Genomic DNA, 17,003 nt, shown 5'->3' with positions numbered 1-17,003 from the left:
CCCTACTGCCTCTTGGGCACGATCAACCGGCCCTGGTTGACGTTCACTTCGTCGCCGACGAGTTCCACGGACGCGCCCTTGCCGTTGCCGACGGTCACGCCCTTCTCGTCGATCTGGACGTACGCCCCGCCCGGTGCGCGCAGCAGGATCCCTTCACCGCCGGGCACGTCGGACATGAGCAGCTTGTGGTCGCCCGGCGTCCGGATCACGACGGGCTGGCGTTCGCCGAGCGCGTCCGGCGGCAGCTCGGAGCGGTCCCCGTACCAGCAGCCCGTCCAGATCGGGAAGCTCGGATCGCCCTGCTCGAACTCGACCCACACGCCGGCGCCGACCTGCGGCACCACGTACTGCCCGGCGCCGCGCCCGGTGAACGGCAGGCACGGCAGCGCCCAGGTGGAGGGCACGTCGCCGAGCACGTCGGGGACCTGCGCGGTGATCCGCCCGATCTGCAGCGGGTCGGCGTTGTCCACGACCCGGCCGCGGAACTTGCCGAGGAAGCGGTTGTTCGATGCGTCGGCCATGCGGTTCCTTCCTCGGGCTAGGGGCGGACGGTGTCGCTGCGGGCCACGAGCCCTTCGCGGGAGAGCGTGAAGTTCTGCTGGTACGAACCGACCCGCAGGTTGTGCGTCACCGATTTCACGTAGTAGTCGCCGTCGTAGGTGACGCCCGCGCCCCGCACCCCGACGAGTTCGCGCGGCCGCAGCACGTACCCGTGCCGGTTGACGTCCAGCGAGCCGGAACCGGAGATCGCGTCGGCGGAGGTCGCCGCCCGCGCGAGCGCCTGCGCGCGGGCGCGTTCCGGATCCATCTTCGCCGTGCCGGACAGCGGTTTCCGCTTCAACGCCGGGGATTCGCGACGCGCCAGCGGCGGGCGCAGCGGGCCGATGTCCGGGTCCGGCAGCAGCGTCACCTGCCGGGTCGCCGGGTCCTGCACGCGCGCCTCGGGCTGCTCGCGGGCGGTGCCGTCGTAGGCGAAGGTCAGCTGGTCCACAGTGGAATGCGCGTCCATGTTGACGGTGAGCGCGTGCTGGCGCTGCCCGAGCCGCTGCTCCGGCCCCCAGTAGGCGGTGGAGCGGCCCGGGCGCGGGCCGGGATCGAGGTAGAAGGTGTACCCGTTGGCGCGGGCCAAGTCGTTGACGTACTGCAGATCGGTGCTCGACTGGTAGTCGACGCGCAGTTCCTCCCGCGGCGGCTGGTGGACCTGCTCGCGGATGATGCGGCTGTCGATGCCGTAGTCGGCGTACTTGCCCAGGATGCGCTCGACGCGTTGCGAGGGCGCCAGGTTCGGGTACCGGTCGGTGCGCTCTTCCAGGTCCAGCAGCAAGGTGAGGTCCTCGCCGGTGACGGTGAGCGTGGACTGGCCCGGCTGGTTGCTGGCGCCGACCTCGTTGCGCACGATCAGCCCGTCGAGGATGACGCTCGGCGTCCCCTTGATGGTGAGCGCCAGGACCACCCGCGTCTTCGGGTCGAAGAAGCCCTCCGGCAGCAGGCGGTCGACGATCCGCCCCTTCTTCGTGAGGTCGAACGCCAGCTGGAACCCGCTGCGTTCGCCCGCGGTGCTGGTGATCTGCGCGGACAGCAACGCCTGCGCCACCTCGCCCGGAACCGGTCTCGTGAGCTTGGGGCCCATGTGCAGGCTCAGGTGCACCGGGCCGGAACCGATCGGGACCTCAGACATCGAAGCTCCCCGGGCTCGGCAAGTCGATCGCCCGGCCCGGTTCGGCGGTGAGCTCCGCCGGGTCGAGCACCGGGTTCGCGTCCGCGATCCGCCACCACTGGCCCGGATCGCCGAAGAACCGCTGCCCCAGGTGGTCCGGGCGCTCGCCCGCGCTCACCACGTGCTCGTCGGCGTGCTCCGGGAGCTTCGGCAGCAGCCGGCGCTTCGCGTACCGCACCTCGGTGCCGTCGGCCGTGCGGTGCACCCCGATCTCCACGTCGTGGTACCGGCTCGTGCGCGGATACGGGTGCGCGCCCGGGATGTCGTCCAGCGCGGTCTCGTACGGTTCGATCACGGCTTACCTCCCCGCCCCGACGCCGTTCAGGCCCAGCGAACCCAGCGTTCCCAGCGTTCCGATGCCCGCGAGGCGTTCCTTCTGCGACAGGTGCGCGAGGTACAGCTCCGCGCCCCGGTGGCCGGGCGGCAGGTCGCTGACGGTGAGGATCTTCAAGCCGAGGCTCAGGCTCGCCCGGATCGGGTTCAGGTTCACGTCGAACGCCGACTCGTTGATGGACATCTCGGTGAGCCGCACCGGGATCACCCGCTTGCCGCCCCAGGTGAACAGGGTCAGCGGCATCTCGATGGGGCTGATCTCGATGGTGCCGTTCTTCGCCAGGCGGGTGGCCTCCCGAAGCTGAGTCGTCGTCGGCTGCACCAGCATCTCCAGCGCAGCGAGCTGCGGATGAATCCCCTCCGGCGCGGCGATCTCCAACTGATCGGTCGCGTCGATCTCCGCCGTGAACTTCCACGACTCCTCCGCGGGGCCTTTGAGCCGCAGCGCCTCGTTCTTGTCCCCCGATCCGCTGCCACCACCGCCGGAATCGCCTTCGCCTCCGGCGGACTGCGGCGACACCGACCGTTCGAGCGTGTCCGGGTTGAACTGCAACACGATCACCCGCTGCGGGGTCCCGCGCTCGGGATCGACCAGCACGATCCCGGAACGGATGGGTTTGGGGATGTCGGCGTAGCGGGTCATGGCAGTCCAATCAACTCGCGGTCACCGGTCACGATCTTCACGAAGGTAATAACCCGGACTGTCGGAGAACTGAATCCCCTCGGACACGAGGACATCGATCACCACTCCACTCCAGATCAAGGTCGGAGGACTGGGCAACGTTGCACCCCCATGCCGATACCCGGACACCCAAGCGATTCCGCTAGCAGCGATCGCACGGGCGTTGGCATCGGTGAAGTACTCGCGACCATCATGCGAGACAACCCACAGCCCGCCACTTCGCGGCCACTTCCTGAAAAGTGACTTTATCTCGATCGGATCAGGCAGATGAGGCGCACCCGAAACACTTGAGAACCCCGCACGGTCGCTCGACGACCATCGAACACCAGGAGCCAGCGGCGCGACCAAATCCACCAGCTCCCGATTACCCATGACGTCACCACTCTCGGCATAAGTCAGCTTCGGCCCAGCGGGAAGCTCATCCACCTGCCACTCGGGAACAAGGCACAAGTAAGCAGCTTGCTCCTCCCGGGGAACTCCCGTTTCCAACCGAGGCGACGTCACCTGCAACTCGTACCCCCTGCCGATCAATTCATCGACCACCTCGTCGAAAGACTCGTCCGGAATTCGCCACTCCTCCGGATCGGAAGCTATTTCCACAGCTCCTCGACCCGACAACTCCGACCTTACGTCGGAGCCCACACCGTCGAACAACACGACGTCACCCAACAGACTCCCCTCCCAAGGCCGCCACTACGGAAGCTTCAGGAAAATCCCACGCCCCTTGCTCACACTTCGCATACCGAGCGGATTCCGCCCGAGCACCTCTTCCATGCAGCGCACACCCCACTCCATCTTTTCCGAATACCCAGCACCTCGGAGGTACTGGTACACCGGCTTCCCATTCGTAGAAGGCAGACCGCGCTTGGACGTCTTCGACGGGTTCGCGGCGGGCTGACTGTGATCCATCCAAGTGTTGAAGTCCTGATTGGCAGTGGCCGAAGTGAGCACCAAGTTCTTCGTATGGTTGGGGCCGTTCTGCCGCTGCTCGACGATGTGGTGCCACTGCGGCTTCACCGGGTTCCCTGATTTCGAAGTACTCGTGGGCGTGTCCGGATTGGTGAACCTCGCAGTCATCCGATAGTTCAGGACCTGCCGAGCCTGGTTGTACTCACTCCACAAGTCCCGCTGCCGAATCGCCTCGAAGTCCGGGCCGAGCGCGTACCACCTCTTATCGAAGTCGACCCGCTCCCAACGTTCCTTGGCCTCCCGCACCGGAACCCTGAACTCGCCCTTCCCCGAAGGCCCGTGACCGTAGAAGTCGAACTGGACCTGGCGTCCGCCCTTGCGTCGAACCCGCATGATCTTTCCGGTGTACCACTGCCCCTTCTTCGCACGGCCGGTCCAACCGTCCTGAACCACGTCCTCCTCTTTCGGCTCTCCGGGAGGAACGCTGTAGGCATCAGGCTCAGAATGCGGCTCGGTGTACTCGCCCCGCAAAACCGGACGGGACGGGTTCAGCGTGGCGACCACGATGAAGGGATCACCGCCGACCGGACCCAGCCCGGTCAATCGGTAGTGCGCCTTCAGCGCACCGAGCAGATCAAGGAACCGAGGACGCTGGACACCGTCCTTCATCTTCGCGTACAGCTTGGGGCGCAAGCGTGCCACGATCTTGTCCAGCTGATCATCCTTAGACTTCTTGGACTCCTCGTCCTTCTTTCGATCCTCCTTCTTGTTCTGCTTGTTCTCGTTTCGATCGCGTTCGCGCCTGCGATCGCGGGAGGGATCGCGGTCCCGGCCCTTCGGACGTCGCCGGTCGTGGTCGCCCTCGCGCTTGCGCTTGTTCGATCCGCTGTCCGCCTTGTCCCGGTTCTTCTTGCGATCCCGGTCCCGCTTCTCGTCGCGGGCCTTCTTCCGCTCCCGACCCTGGCTGCGCCGATCGTCCCTGCGTCCCGGGACGTCGTCGTCCTTCTTCGGGCGGTCCGAGTCCTCGTCCTTCTTGCGGTTCGGGTCCGCTTCGTCCTTCTGCTTGCGCTGCGCGTCGTCGTCCTTGCGCTTGCGGTCCTGTTCGTCGTCGTCCCGCTTGCGGTCCCGCTCGTCGTCCTGCTGCTTCTTCTGGGCCGAGGATTCACGGTCGCCGTCGCGGCGTTCGCCGTCGCCGCGCCCGTCATCACGACGGTCCGGGCCGCGGCGCTGCTGTCCGTCCTCGTCTTTCCGGCGGTTCGGGTCCGGATGCCGTCCGTCGGGCTTGTCGTCCTTCTTCGCGTCCTTGTGGTCGTCCTTGCGAGGTTTGTCGTCCTTCGCCGGGTCCTTCTTGGACTTGTCGCCCGGCTTCTTCGGCGCGTCGGCCTTGTCTCCGGTCTTGCCCTGGTCGGCCTTCTTGTCGCTGCGACCGCCGGTCTTACCCGCCTGACCACCGGGTTCGCCGCTACCAGGACGGCCGGGTTTCGGGGCCGGAGTGTCTGTTCTGTCGCCCGACGGTCCCTTGTCACCGGAGGCCTTGTCACTGGTTCCGGGTTGTTGCTGCTGCTTGTCGGAGCCGTTGCCGCCGCGGTCCGCCGGCGGAGCTGCGCCGCCTCCCTTGCCGCCCTTGTCCTTCTTGCCCAGGGACGCCGCGACGGTTTTGAAGCGGTCGCCGACTTTGCTGACGTACTTGCCGATTCCGTCGAGGAGGAACTGGTAGGCCAGTTCCAGGAGGGCGACGACGCCGGCGGCTACGGCCTTGGCGAAGAGGACTCCGTTGCCGCCCTTGCCGACTGATTTGAGCCAGTCGAGGACGGCGCCGAAGGCTCGGAGGATCTCGCCGAGTGCTCCGATCGCGGTGCGCAAGGCGTCGATGACGGCGGCGACCCAGCCTGCTCCGGGGATGAGCTTCGCGATCACCTTGGTGATGACGATCTCGCCGATGATGAACGGCAGCTGTGGGACGACGGCGTCCCAGGTCTCCTTGACGATCTCCTGGAGGGTGATGCCGCCCTTGATGAGCCGGTCCATGATGGCCTTCGGCAGGCCGATGATCTCCTCGATCTTCTGGTTGAACCAGTCCTTGACGGCGCTCTTGACCTCGCGGAAGAAGTGGTTCTTCGCGCCGTCCTCCGCGGAGCTCTTCGCGCCGGAGAGCCAGCCGCCGGGGTCGGCGAGGAAGTCGACGGCGACCATCATGAACTCGCCGAAGCCCGCCAGGAGCTTCGAGGCGAAGTCCAGCACCGACTTGATGGCGTCCTTGACGGCCTTCAGCACGTCGGCGAGCGCCTTCTTCAGCACGTTGAGGATGTCGCTGAGCAGCTTCGAGATCGCTTCGAGCAGGTCGGTGATGAGCTGCTTCAGCTTGGCGGCCAGCTCGGTGACGAAGGCGATCGCCGCCGCCACCAGGTCCTCGATGAACTTCCGGATCTTGCGCGCCAGCTCGATGACGGCCTTCACCAGCGCCACGGCCAGTTCGACGAGCGCGTCGATCAGGTCCTCGATCAGCCCCACGATCTTGTCGCGGATGGTCTTGATGAGGTTCTCCATCTCGCGCTTGAAGTCCTCGATGAAGCCGATGATGGCCTCGCGCGCGTCCCGGAGGATCTGCACGATCTTGTCGCGGAGGTCGAGGAAGAACTTCTTGATCTCGTCGAAGGCCTTCTCGACCCAGTTCTTCGACTCCCGCGAGGTGTCGTCCCGCTTCGTCTTCGCCTCGGTCTTCGCGGACTCCCGCTTCTTCTTGATGCCCTCGTCGTCGTCCTTCTTGCGCTCCTCGACCTTCTTGTCGGTGTCCTGCTCCTCCTTCTCCACGTCCTTGCGGGCCTGCTCGCGCTTCTCCGTCTTGCCGGTGCCGAGCTTGTCGAGCTCGGCGTCCTGGTCCGCGCGCCACTTCTCCCGCTCGCCGGACACGTCGTCGAACGTCGACTCCCGCTTGCCGGTCTGCTGGTCGGTGTTGCGCTTCACCTCCGCGTCGACCTCGCGGTCGTGCTTCTGCCGGGAGGTGCGGGTGTCGCGCTCCTTCTGCTGCTTGCCGTCGGCCAGGCCCTGCTCGCCCTTGCCGAACGCGGACTTGAACTCCTTGCCGCGTTCGTGTTCGGCGACTTCCGAGGCCGCTTCCGGTGGTACGGCACCGGTTCCGGCGTCGACCTTGCCGCCGCCCTTCCCGCCCTCGCGGCCGGGGACCTCGCCCTTCAACTGCTCCTTCGGCGCGTCCGGGTAGACCTGGTCCTCGCCCATGCCGCGGCTCGCATCGTCGCGAGCGGTGTCGGCGGTCTGCTCGCCCTTCGTGGTGACCGCGTCGTCCTGCTCGCGGGACTTGTCCCCGGCGTCGCCCTGCATCTCCACCCCGGGGGCGGTGCCGGCCTTCGCCTGCTCCATCGCCTCGTCCTCGGTGGGCATCCCGGCGAACTGGGCGGCCAGGTCCTCCGGGGAGACGTCGAACCCGACCTTCTCGCCGAGCCAGCCGATGACATAGCCCGCGCCCATCAGGAACGTGTCCCAGCCGCTCGGCTCCTCCACCTCCTCGGCGGGGATCGGGCCCTCCGGCTTCTTCTCGCCCTTGACCTCGGCGTCCTTGCTCTCCGGGGCGTCGGACTTCGCCGCCTCGTCCTGGGAGTACTCGGCGGGGGCATCGGTGTCCGGGGCACCGCTCGCGGTCTGCGGAGCACCGGACGGGCGCTGCATCGACGGTGGATCGGCGGCGAGCTGCTGGTGCTCGTCGCCGACCGTGCGGTCCACCGCGCCGTCCACCCCGCCCATCGCCTGCAGCGCCACGTGCGGTTTCAGGCCGGAAGCCGTGCGCAGACCCGCCTCCGGGGACACCTGGGAGAGGTTCGGGGCGGTCTGCGCCTGCTTCTTCGCCTTCGCGCCGCCGCCCTTGCTCGCCTTTCCACCGCCGCCGGAGCGCGGGGCGGCCGGAGCAGGTCCGGCCTTCGGCGCGGCGGGCGCCGGCTTGGGCTGTTCGGGTTTCGGGGCCGCCTGCTCGGTCTTCTGGGCGGGCGCGGAAGTCGGTTTCGCCGCTCTGGCCGTCGGTTCCGACGTGGGTTTCGGAGCTTCACCGTTCGCCACCGGAGCGGGGGTGGAGTTCTGCTTCGCGGGTGCGGGCTGCTCCTGCTGGGGCTGATCGGTACCGGTGCTGGACTCGTTCGTCTGCTCGGTGCCGCCCGTGGTGTGCGAATCCCTTGCTGCAGAAGGTGATTCCGAGTCGTCGGTGCTCTTCGCGCCTGCCACGCCGCCGGAATCCTCGCCGCCGGACTCGGACTTCTCGGACCCGGTGCCCCCGCCCTGCGCGTCCTGGTCCGGCTTCTCGCCCTTGCCCGACTGCTCGCCGCCCTTCTCGGCCCCGCCCGCCGAATCCTTGCCGCCCGAATCCTTGCCGCCCTTGTCCGCGCCGTCCTGCTCCTCCTTCGCCGCGGATTCCTTGACGGCGCCACCGGGTTCGTCCTTCGCGCCCTCGGTCTTGCCCGGGGCCTCCTGGGCTAGGCGTTGCGCCTCGGCGGGGCCCGCTTCGGGGTCCGCGCCTGCCTTCGGATCGGTGGGCTTCGCCGCCGCGCCGGGTCGCTTCTCGGCGGCCTTGTCCGCGGCGAGGGTCGCCAGATCCGCCGCCCCCGGCGTGCCCTCCGTGGTGATCGACGGATCCGGTTCAAGCTGCTGCTCCGGTTCCGCTTCCTCCGGCTCGGCCTCGGCCGCCGCGTCCTCGGCGTCCTCCGCGTCACGCTCGGCCTGCACCTGTTCGGCTTTGGTCGGCGGCGGCGCGGGGAAGGACGGCATCGGCGGCGGTGCGGCGCCCGGTTCCAGCTTGTCGGCCGTGGGCACGCCGGAGACGTCGAGGTCCTGTTCCGGCAGGAAGTCCTCCGGGGCGAGCTTCACGTCCCAGGCGCTCTTCTCCTCGCCGCCGACCTCGACCTCGGAGTCGCCGCCGTGCGCCTCCGACTCCGGTTCCTCCTCCGGGCCGAGCACGTCCTGGTTGCGGGCGCCGTCCAGGGAATCGACGGCACCGGCGAGCTGGGTGTCCTTGCCCGCCTGCTCCGGGGAGGGATCGACGTCCTGCTGCCGGTCCTTCGGCTTCGCCGCGAGGGGGTCGATGGCGTCGGGCCGGTTCTTCGCCGCCGCGTCCTGCTCGGCGCTCTCCTCCTCGCCCGCCGCCTTCTCGTCCTGCTCGGCCTGCTCGTCCTCGCCCTTGTCCTCGGAGTCCTTCTCGTCAGCGGCTTTCTCGTCGGCGCCCTTCTCGTCAGCGGCCTGCTCGCCTCCCGGCTGTTGCTCGGCGTCCTGCTCCCCGCCCTGCTCCTCGGATTCCCCGGAGTCCGCGGCGGATTCCTCCGAGTCCTGCTCGGCAGCGGGATCCGCCGACTCCTGCTCCCTCGGCGCAGCGTGCTGCTCCGGTGCCGCGGCCTCCGGCCCCGCGTTCTCCGGCGTCCCACCGTCGGCGCCGCCGGGAATCTCCTGCTCCTTCTCCGGTCCGGTGGCTTCGGGCGGCTGCTGCTCGGATTCGCGCTGCCGGTCGGTCTCCTGCTGCTGCTCTGCGCGTTCGGCCAGCACGTCAGCGCTCGCGTCCGGCTCGACCGCCGGGGTCGCCATCGCGCCGGGTTCCAGGTCCGGATCGGCCGCCACCTCGTCCAGCAGGTCCAGGACGCGTTCGTGCTCGGAGCTGAGCAACCGCGACTCCAGCCGGTCCAGCACCACGTCGAGGACGTCCTCGGGGAGCCGCGCGAGCCGCTTCCGAGTGCGCTTCGACCGGTCCTCCGGATCACCGCGCAGCGAGCGCTGGATGCCGTTGGCGAGCCGGTCGATCATCGTCGCCGGGTCCAATTCCTCGGCGCGGCGGCGGTCGGCGTCGACCGTCGCGTAGCGCAACCAACCGGGCGTGGCCTGCCCGGAGCGCACTCCGGCAGGGTCCGAAGTGGACTCGGCTTCGCGTTCGATCGCCTGCTGCGGCAGGCTCACCGCCCCCAGCTCGCGGCCCGCGCGCAGCGCGCCGAGCCCGTGCGGGTTCTGCACGGTGTGCAGGAGTTCGTGCGCCAGCAGCCGGGTTCCCTCGGCCGTGCCGGGCCGGAACTTCCCCGGCGCGAACAGCACCTCCTGCCCCACCGCCACCGCGTCCGCGCCCAAGTCCTGCGCGAGCTCCCCGGAATCGCGGTCGGTGTGCAGGCGGACGCGGCTGAAGTCGTGGCCGAGCGACTCCTCCAGTTCGCGCCGAGTGCTCTCGTCGAGGGGCTGGCCGGCGCCGCTGACGATCTCCTTCGGCTCCGGGGCCCGGTTCGCGGTGTGGTTCTTCCGCTTGCGGCGCCGGGAATCCTGCGTCGAACGGGACTGCCGGGCGGGGACGGGTGCGCTCATCCGGACCGCCCCCTGCCGCTGAGGCCCGCGTGCACCGACCGCGCCAGCGCCTCGCCCAACCGGGCCGGTGAGGTGGTCGCGGGCAGCGGCGGCAGGTCGGCGATGCCGTCCACCCGGCGCGGTCCCCACGCGGCCAGCGGCACGCCGCGCTGCTCCACCAGCCGGGCCAGCTCCGCCTGGAACGCGACCGCCACCCGGTCCGGGTCGACGCCGTCGAACCCGTCGAGCACCAGCTCACCGATGTGCACGTTCACACCCATCCCCGCACCTCCGACGGCGTCAGGGACCGCTCCAACTTGCGGTACTCGGTGTGCGCGGCGGCGAGCATGTGCCGCATCTGCACCGGTTCGCCGTCCTCGGCGGCGAGGAACGCGCCGGACAGCGCGATGTTGCGGATCGAGCCGCCCGCCACCGTCAACTGCGCCAGCAGCTCGGGATCGAGGTCCTTCACCGGCGCCCGCTCCGGCACCACGCGCCGCCAGATCTCGGCGCGCTCCGCCTCGCCGGGAAACGGGAAGTCCACCACGAACCGGATGCGGCGCAGGAACGCCGAGTCCAGCGCCTTCTTCATGTTCGTGGTGAGGATCGCCAGGCCCCGGTACGCCTCCATCCGCATCAGCAGGTAGCTGACCTCCAGGTTCGCGTACCGGTCGTGGCTGTCCTTGACCTCGCTGCGCTTGCCGAACAGCGCGTCCGCCTCGTCGAACAGCAGCAGCGCCCCGCCGCGCTCGGCCGCGTCGAAGACCTTGCGCAGGTTCTTCTCCGTCTCGCCGATGTACTTGCTGACCACCTGCGACAGGTCGATGACGAACAGGTCCAGGCCCAGTTCGCGGGCCATCACCTCGGCGGTGAGCGTCTTGCCGGTGCCGGAACCGCCCGCGAACAGCGCCGTCACGCCCAGGCCGCGGCGCAGCGTCGCGGAGAAGCCCCAGTCGTGGTGCACGGTGGCGCGCTGGCGCACGTGCGCGACGAGCTCGCGCAGCACCCGCAGCTGCCGCTCCGGCAGCACAAGATCTCCCCAGCCCGCGGCCGGTTCGATGCGCCTGCCCAGCTCGTCCAGCCCCATCCGAGCCTGCTCCAGACCGGCCCGCCACGCCGCCTGCGCCAGGTCGCCGTCCGCGGTGCCGCGCACGGTCGCGGCCGCGGAGACCACTACGTGCGGCGGCAGCGAGAACTGGGCGACCAGGTTCCCCACCTCGGCGTCGGCGAGCTCGCCGAACGCGCCGCGCCACAGCTCGAACTGCTCGGCGTCGTCCAGCGCGGGCACCGTGATCCGCTCACCCCGGGCCCGGGAGCTCGGGCGCGGTTCCGCACTGCCGATCACCAGCGGCACCGCCGCCGATTCCACGAACGCCTCGGCCGCCGCCAGCTGCTCGCGGTTCGGCTCGTCCACCTCCAGCAGCAGCGCGGCGGGCAGCAGCACCGCCTCCCGCTGCCACAACCGCGCCAGCAGGTCCCGCTCGGCCGGATCGTCCGGCACGTCCTCCGCGGACAGCGCGTACAGGCCCAGGTCGCAGGCGTCTGCGGCGGCGGCCGCCAGGTCCGCGCGGGTGCGCGCGTCCCCGCCGACCAGCTCCACGCGCAGCGCCGTCTCCGCACCACCGTCGGCCCAGCTCGACGCGATCCGCTCCGCGGCGTCCCGGTAGGAGGCGGGCAGCCGCCCCGGGTCCGGGACGCGGCGCAGCAGGCCGTGCAGCCGCGCGTCCAGGTACGGGGAGCCGAGCAGGAAGTGCAGCACCCGCTCGTCGATCCGCAACCGGCCGGTGGTCAGCCCGGCCTGCTCGTCCAGCTCCACCAGCCGCCAGCGGCGCAGCGGCGACACCGGTGTCAACGCGCTCCAGTGCGGCTCGGTCAACGCGGCCAGCGCGAGGGAGAACGTGGGGTGCGCGCGGGCCGAACCGCTCGCCGCCGCGCACCGGCCCGCCGTGCCCGCGTCCAGCTCCATCGCCGCGCACAGCAGCAGGACCTCGCGTTCGAAGGTGCTCAGGCCGAAGCACCCGGCCAGCGCCTCCAGCTCCGGCACCGGCGGAACGACGTGACCGGCGGCTTCGCCACCGGCGTGCGCGTCGAGCGCGGCCAGCACCGCGCGCACCGCACCGGCCAGCGCCGAATCCGCGTCCTGGTGTTCCTCGGTCATCCCGCGCCCCCTCCCCGCTCGTCGCGCACCGGATCAGCCCCGCCCGTCACGTGAATCGTCCGAAGTGGACGGTTTGGTGGTGGTCGGCTCTGCCGGCGGGGAGGTGCGGGTGCCGCGCGCCGCACTCGGGCCGCCGCGCTTCGCACCGCCGCTCGCGCGCCCGGTCGCGGTGGTGCCGCCGGCGCGCTTCGTCGCGGTGGTGCCATCGGCGCGCTGGGCGGTGCCGGTCCGCTTCGACGTGCTGGCGCGCCGCTTCGGCTTCGCCGCGCCGGATTCCGGTTCTCCATCGGGTTCGGATGCCTGCCCGGGTTCCGGCGCCTGCTCGGGCTCGGAGTCCGGTCCGGACGCGGATGCCTGCTCGGGTTCCGAATCCTGCCCGGGTTCCGGACCGGTCCCCGCCGGTGGCCCGGCCGACTCCTCATCACCGGTGGACTCCGCCGCCGCACCGGGCGGGCCCGCCGGTGCGAACGGCCGCGCGGTCGGCACCACCCGCTCCACCGGTTTCGGCGGCACCGGCTTCTCGCGGCCCTCGATGAGTACCAGCGAGCCCTGGTAGGTCGTGGACAGCGCGTACGGCGTCTGGTGCAGCATCCCCCACAGCTTCGAGGTCTCGTCGGTGTCCATCTGGATCGGCGAGAACCGCACCCGCTGCGCCGAGTCCGCCAGGTCGCTGCCCGCCAAGTACGGCCGCGACGCCGCCTCCACCAGCAGTTCGCGGGGCAGCACCGGGATCTCCTGCAGGGTCCGCACCACGCAGCCGATCAACCGCTGCCCCACCAGCTCGGTCTCCTCGCCGTAGGCGCTGATCAGGTAGTGCAGGTCCAGCGCCGCCGTGGGCCGCGCCAGCAGCCCGCCACCGGAGGCGCGGCTGGGCAGTTCGGTGTTGCGCAGCGACGGGTTCGGCGCCACTTGGTACAGGAACACGGTGATCGTCGGGTCGGTCGGTGGTTCGGCCGGTGGCTTGCGGGTCTCCACCGACACCGCGAAGTCGATCTCGGGTCGCAGGTTGCTCTCGATCAGCAGTGCGAGGGCCTGCGTGACCGTGGCGATGGCCAGTGCGTTGCTCATGAACCCGCCCGCTCGTCGAGGTAGTCGGCCAGGTTCACCGCGGGCGCGCGGCGGCCCGCCCGCGGCCGGTCCGGTGGTCGCTGCGGTGCGGCGGCGCCGACCTGGAGGCGCCCGATCTCCACCCGCACCACCGGTTCCGCGGGCGCGGGCGGGCGGCGGCGCGATGCGGGCGCGATGCGCGGTGCGGCAGCGGCGGCCGCGATCCGGGTGCGCGGGGAGTCGGCCGGGGCCGGCGTGGCGGCCGCCGGGCGCAGCGAGCCGCCGCGCTCCCGCACCGGTTCGGGCTCGCCCGGCGCGTGCTCCCGGGCCGGGCGCGGCGGTTCGGGCGCCGGGGTGACGTCCGCCGGCGGCACCAGCCTCGCCACCGGTTCGGCCGCGTCCCGCCGCGGTGCGGCTTCCGCTCGCGGTGGCGGCTCGGTGGCCGGGGATTCGGCGCGCACCACGGTGATCCGGTCGGTGCGGTGCACCTCCCGCTCCACCCGCCGCACCTCGCGCTCCCGCAGCACCGGAGCCGGAACCCGCGCCGCTGCGGGAGATTCGGCCTCCGGTGCCGGGTCCGGCAGCGAGCCCACCCGCTCGAACGGTCCCGGCAACCGGGGTTGCAGCCGCACCGCCGCCGGATCGTGCCGGGCGGCCAGCCGGTCGAAGAAATCAGCCATCAGCGCACAACTCCAGGTAGTAACGCCGCCGAAGCGGGCTGAGCGCCAGGATCTGCGGCTCGCTCCACCCGTAGGCGGCGGCGAGCAGGTGCACGTCCAGCAGCACGTCCCGGGACCACGAATCCAGTTCCGACCACAGGAATTCGGCCACGTCCAGCACCGTCGGCGTGCCGCCGCCGCAGTGCGGGCAGTGCACGGTCACCGCCAGGTCCGCCGCCGGATCGGCCTGCTCGGCGAGCTCCCCCATCCGCCGCCGCACCCGCTCCGGAAGCCGGTCCGGGTCGACCGGTTCGCCGTCCTGCTCGGCGGAGAGCGTGCAGCGGGCCAGCAACCACGCGCCGCGCTGTTCGGCCGGTGCGGTGGCCGCCGCATCCAGGTCGGCGGCCGTCGGCAACCGGAACTCGACCTCGACGCCGTCGTCCACCACCCGCAGCGGATCACCGGTGGGCCGTGGGTGGTCGGCGAGGCCGCGCGCGTCCAGGTCGAACTCGACGACCTCGCCGCACGCGGCGCACTCCAGCAGCACCTGCATCCGCTCGCCGAACAGCGCGCGACGCAGCTCCAGCAGGTCCGCCACCCGCGCCCCGAGCGGTTCCGCGTCGAGCTGCGCCACCGTGGCCTCCGGACGCGAAGCCCGGTGCAGCAGGTCAGCCCGCCCGGGCGCGCGCTGCGCCAACCCGGCTTCCCAGGCGGCCAGCAGCTCCGCCGGTCCCGTCACCACCACCCGACACCCCTCCCCCCGAACATCCGTCCACAGTGGAGCTATACGGGATTGGTGAACGCCGGTTCCGTCGGCTCCGGCACCTCGTAGTCCCGCTCCCAGCCCTCGCACTCCAGCTTCAGGCTCTGGATCGCCACCGCGTTCGCGTTCGCGTCCAGCTCGCCCAGCACCTGGTACTCGCTGGGCCAGGTGCGGTACAGCTTGTGCGAGACGGCGACCTGGCCCGCCTCGTTGAGCAGCTGGATGACGATGTCCTTGCGGAAGTCGGCCAGCGACACCTCGGATCCGAGACCGGCGCCGACCTGCCAGACCTTGTTGGCCCACCGGTCGAACTCGGGGTCGTGGGTGACCCCGCGCTCCAAGGTGATGCCCTCGAACTCGGAGCGACCCGGTGCCTTGCGCGGGGAGCTCGGGTCGCCACCGTGGCGGTGCTTGACCACCTCGGTGGTGCGCTTCAACGGGCTGATCTTGCTGACGCCCGCCACCGTGCGCCCGTCCCACAGGACGAGGAACTTGAAGTTCTTGTACGGGTCGAAGCGGTGCGCGTTGATCTGGAACTCGGCCATGCTCACTCCTCCGGTTCGCTACGCCTGCGGGAGGCCGGCGAACTGCTGGATGGTCACGATCACGAACTCGGCTGGTTTCGTCGGCGCGATGCCGACGACGACGTTGACGACTCCGCGGTCGACGTCCTCCTGCGTGGTGGTGTCGGCGTCGCACTTGACGAAGTACGCCTCGCGGGGCGTGCCGCCCTGGAACGCGCCCTGCCGGAACAGGGTGTGCAGGTAGGCGGAGGCGTTGAGCCGGATCTGCTGCCACAGCTGCTCGGTGTTCGGTTCGAACACCGCCCACTGCAGACCGCGGCGCAGGCTCTCCTCCACGTGCAGCGCCAGCCGCCGCACCGGCAGGTACTTCCACTCCGAGTCGGCCGCATCCGAGCCCGCGAGGGTCCGCGCGCCCCACACGACCGCGCCCACCACGGGGAACGTGCGCAGGCAGTTCACCCCGAGCGGGTTGAGCAGCCCGCTCTCCCGGTCGGTGAGCCGCACCGACGGCGAGCGCACCCCGAGCAGCTTCGCCTCGGTCCCCGCGGGTGCCTTCCACACGCCGCGTTCGGCGTCGGTGCGGGCGATGACCCCGGCGACCGCCCCGCACGGCGGGAAGGACCGCAGCCGCCCGGACAGCGGGTCGATGAGTTGCAGGTGCGGGAAGAACAGGCCCGCGTGGTCGCTGCGCACCGGGTCGAACGCGGCGATCCCGGCGCGCACCGCGTCCACCCCGGACCACGCCGACGGCGCGTCCACCAGCAGGAAGATCCGGCGTTCGCGGCAGATCCGGTCGGCGGCGGTGAGCACCGCCAGCACGTCCTCAGTGGACTCGTACCCGGCGAGTTCGGGCAGCGCCAGCAGGTTCACGTCGTCCACGTCGCGCAACGCCTGCAACCCGGTCTTGCGCGCCTCGCTGCCGATGAGGTCGCGCGGTCCCGGCGGGTCGCCGTCCTCCCCGCACTCCAGCGGGAACACCGGCGGGCGCACCACCTCGTCGAGCCCGAGGTCCCCGGCGCACTCGCCGCGGAACCGGACCTCGTCCGCCGGATCGGTGGAACCGGCGACGGTCTGCAGCCGGTCGCCGAACGCGGTGACGGTCGCCCCCGCGAACGCGCGCTTGCCCGGCGCGTCCGGCAGCGAGCGCAGCTTGCGCTCCAGCAGCAGCGCCAGTTCGGCGACGCTGCACGGTGCCTCGCCGTCCACGTCCTCCTCGTAGAGCGTGAAGTCCCGCTCCACGTCGCCGATCTTCGCGGTGAGCTCCACGCCCAGGTCGGGCAGCTCGCCGTCGAACGGGCGGGACACGGTGCCGTTCGCGGCGGGCAGCCCCGAATCCAGCACTTCGACCCGGATCAGCGCCGAGGACGAGTTCACCGCGGCCTCCGCGTACCGGCCGTGCCCGGGATCCAGCGACAGGCCGCCGAAGGATTCGCGGACGCCGACCCGCGCGTCGGCGACGTGCAGGTTGAACGTCTCCTCGGGGCAGGTCGTGTCGTGGTCGACGGTGACGTGCAGGCCGTTGCCCCACGCACCGGGTTCTTTAGCGTGCACCGCGAGCACCGGGCAGTCCTTGCGCCGGTCACCGGCGTGCAGCACCACCGAGGCGGCCTTGCCGCTGCCGCGGGCGGCGACGCGCACCACGACCGCGATCGTGCCGCCGTTGGCGAAGAACTGGTGCACCGCGTAGCCGAGCGCGCCGCGCGAGGTCAGCCCGCCGAAGCGGCGCTCGAACTCGGCGAAGCTGGTCACCCGCACCGGCTCGTTCAGCGGTCCGCGGCGGGTGTGCCCGACGAACGCGGTCACCGAGGTGGTGACGGTGGAGATGGTGCGCGCGCTGCTCGGGATCTCCTCGACGTGGACACCTGGATAGGACGTGTTCGTCGGCATGCCCCTCCC

General features: G+C 70.8%; 13 protein-coding genes. All 13 read right to left on the bottom strand.

Annotation, left to right across the window (positions count from 1 at the left end; all coding sequences use genetic code 11):
• Positions 1 to 2: 2 nt before the first annotated feature.
• From ABZ805_RS03000 to ABZ805_RS02940, 13 genes are read right to left on the bottom strand one after another with little or no spacing between them, the layout of a single operon-like run.
• Positions 3 to 521 (bottom strand): phage baseplate assembly protein V, encoded by a 519-nt coding sequence (locus ABZ805_RS03000; RefSeq protein ID WP_358433409.1) that lies wholly within the window; start codon positions 519 to 521, stop codon positions 3 to 5.
• A gap of 17 nt (positions 522 to 538) precedes the next feature.
• Complete coding sequence (locus ABZ805_RS02995; RefSeq protein ID WP_224966076.1) at positions 539 to 1,678, bottom strand: hypothetical protein; 1,140 nt, start codon at positions 1,676 to 1,678, stop codon at positions 539 to 541.
• A complete protein-coding gene (locus tag ABZ805_RS02990; RefSeq protein WP_358433406.1) occupies positions 1,671 to 2,012 on the bottom strand; it encodes a LysM domain-containing protein in 342 nt (113 codons plus the stop codon). The genes ABZ805_RS02995 and ABZ805_RS02990 overlap by 8 nt, the downstream gene beginning before the upstream one ends.
• A gap of 3 nt (positions 2,013 to 2,015) precedes the next feature.
• Positions 2,016 to 2,693: a hypothetical protein gene (locus ABZ805_RS02985; protein ID WP_358433403.1), complete on the bottom strand. Its 678-nt coding sequence runs from the start codon at positions 2,691 to 2,693 to the stop codon at positions 2,016 to 2,018.
• A 21-nt stretch (positions 2,694 to 2,714) separates the two neighbouring features.
• Positions 2,715 to 3,401, bottom strand: a complete 687-nt coding sequence (locus ABZ805_RS02980; RefSeq protein WP_358433400.1) for a hypothetical protein — start codon at positions 3,399 to 3,401, stop codon at positions 2,715 to 2,717.
• Positions 3,402 to 3,425: 24 nt separating this feature from the next.
• Positions 3,426 to 9,977: a DUF4157 domain-containing protein gene (locus ABZ805_RS02975; RefSeq protein ID WP_358433398.1), complete on the bottom strand. Its 6,552-nt coding sequence runs from the start codon at positions 9,975 to 9,977 to the stop codon at positions 3,426 to 3,428.
• Positions 9,974 to 10,237, bottom strand: coding sequence for a hypothetical protein (locus tag ABZ805_RS02970; RefSeq protein WP_358433395.1), 264 nt, complete (start codon positions 10,235 to 10,237; stop codon positions 9,974 to 9,976). Before ABZ805_RS02970 ends, ABZ805_RS02975 begins: the two co-directional genes overlap by 4 nt.
• Positions 10,228 to 12,114, bottom strand: a complete 1,887-nt coding sequence (locus tag ABZ805_RS02965; protein ID WP_358433392.1) for an ATP-binding protein — start codon at positions 12,112 to 12,114, stop codon at positions 10,228 to 10,230. The genes ABZ805_RS02970 and ABZ805_RS02965 overlap by 10 nt, the downstream gene beginning before the upstream one ends.
• A 33-nt stretch (positions 12,115 to 12,147) precedes the next feature.
• Positions 12,148 to 13,182 carry a Pvc16 family protein gene (locus ABZ805_RS02960; protein ID WP_358433389.1) on the bottom strand — a complete coding sequence of 345 codons (1,035 nt, stop codon included), beginning with the start codon at positions 13,180 to 13,182 and terminating at the stop codon, positions 12,148 to 12,150.
• On the bottom strand, positions 13,179 to 13,841 hold the full coding sequence (locus ABZ805_RS02955) for a hypothetical protein (RefSeq protein ID WP_358433386.1): 663 nt from the start codon (positions 13,839 to 13,841) through the stop codon (positions 13,179 to 13,181). The genes ABZ805_RS02960 and ABZ805_RS02955 overlap by 4 nt, the downstream gene beginning before the upstream one ends.
• Entirely contained in the window at positions 13,834 to 14,562 is a 729-nt protein-coding gene (locus tag ABZ805_RS02950; RefSeq protein WP_358433383.1) for a hypothetical protein, read from the bottom strand. The genes ABZ805_RS02955 and ABZ805_RS02950 overlap by 8 nt, the downstream gene beginning before the upstream one ends.
• Before the next feature lie 41 nt (positions 14,563 to 14,603).
• The gene (locus tag ABZ805_RS02945; RefSeq protein ID WP_358433380.1) at positions 14,604 to 15,128 is read right to left on the bottom strand and encodes a phage tail protein; all 525 of its coding nucleotides are present in this window, start codon (positions 15,126 to 15,128) and stop codon (positions 14,604 to 14,606) included.
• Between the two features lie 18 nt (positions 15,129 to 15,146).
• A complete protein-coding gene (locus ABZ805_RS02940; RefSeq protein WP_358433378.1) occupies positions 15,147 to 16,994 on the bottom strand; it encodes a phage tail sheath C-terminal domain-containing protein in 1,848 nt (615 codons plus the stop codon).
• Between the last annotated feature and the right edge of the window lie 9 nt (positions 16,995 to 17,003).

The organism is Saccharopolyspora sp. NPDC047091 (assembly GCF_040643635.1).
In the GTDB taxonomy this organism is placed as follows: domain Bacteria; phylum Actinomycetota; class Actinomycetes; order Mycobacteriales; family Pseudonocardiaceae; genus Saccharopolyspora_C.
The sequence above is the reverse complement of the archived record's forward strand: the minus strand, read 5'-3'. Positions and strand labels throughout refer to the sequence as shown.

Excerpts from the sequence above, each read along its gene's own strand:
- ABZ805_RS03000 (WP_358433409.1), bottom strand. The coding sequence starts at position 521 with ATGGCCGACGCATCGAACAACCGCTTCCTCGGCAAGTTCCGCGGCCGG.
- ABZ805_RS02995 (WP_224966076.1), bottom strand. The coding sequence starts at position 1,678 with ATGTCTGAGGTCCCGATCGGTTCCGGCCCGGTGCACCTGAGCCTGCAC.
- ABZ805_RS02985 (WP_358433403.1), bottom strand. The coding sequence starts at position 2,693 with ATGACCCGCTACGCCGACATCCCCAAACCCATCCGTTCCGGGATCGTG.
- ABZ805_RS02975 (WP_358433398.1), bottom strand. The coding sequence starts at position 9,977 with ATGAGCGCACCCGTCCCCGCCCGGCAGTCCCGTTCGACGCAGGATTCC.
- ABZ805_RS02970 (WP_358433395.1), bottom strand. The coding sequence starts at position 10,237 with ATGGGTGTGAACGTGCACATCGGTGAGCTGGTGCTCGACGGGTTCGAC.
- ABZ805_RS02965 (WP_358433392.1), bottom strand. The coding sequence starts at position 12,114 with ATGACCGAGGAACACCAGGACGCGGATTCGGCGCTGGCCGGTGCGGTG.
- ABZ805_RS02960 (WP_358433389.1), bottom strand. The coding sequence starts at position 13,182 with ATGAGCAACGCACTGGCCATCGCCACGGTCACGCAGGCCCTCGCACTG.
- ABZ805_RS02955 (WP_358433386.1), bottom strand. The coding sequence starts at position 13,841 with ATGGCTGATTTCTTCGACCGGCTGGCCGCCCGGCACGATCCGGCGGCG.
- ABZ805_RS02945 (WP_358433380.1), bottom strand. The coding sequence starts at position 15,128 with ATGGCCGAGTTCCAGATCAACGCGCACCGCTTCGACCCGTACAAGAAC.
- ABZ805_RS02940 (WP_358433378.1), bottom strand. The coding sequence starts at position 16,994 with ATGCCGACGAACACGTCCTATCCAGGTGTCCACGTCGAGGAGATCCCG.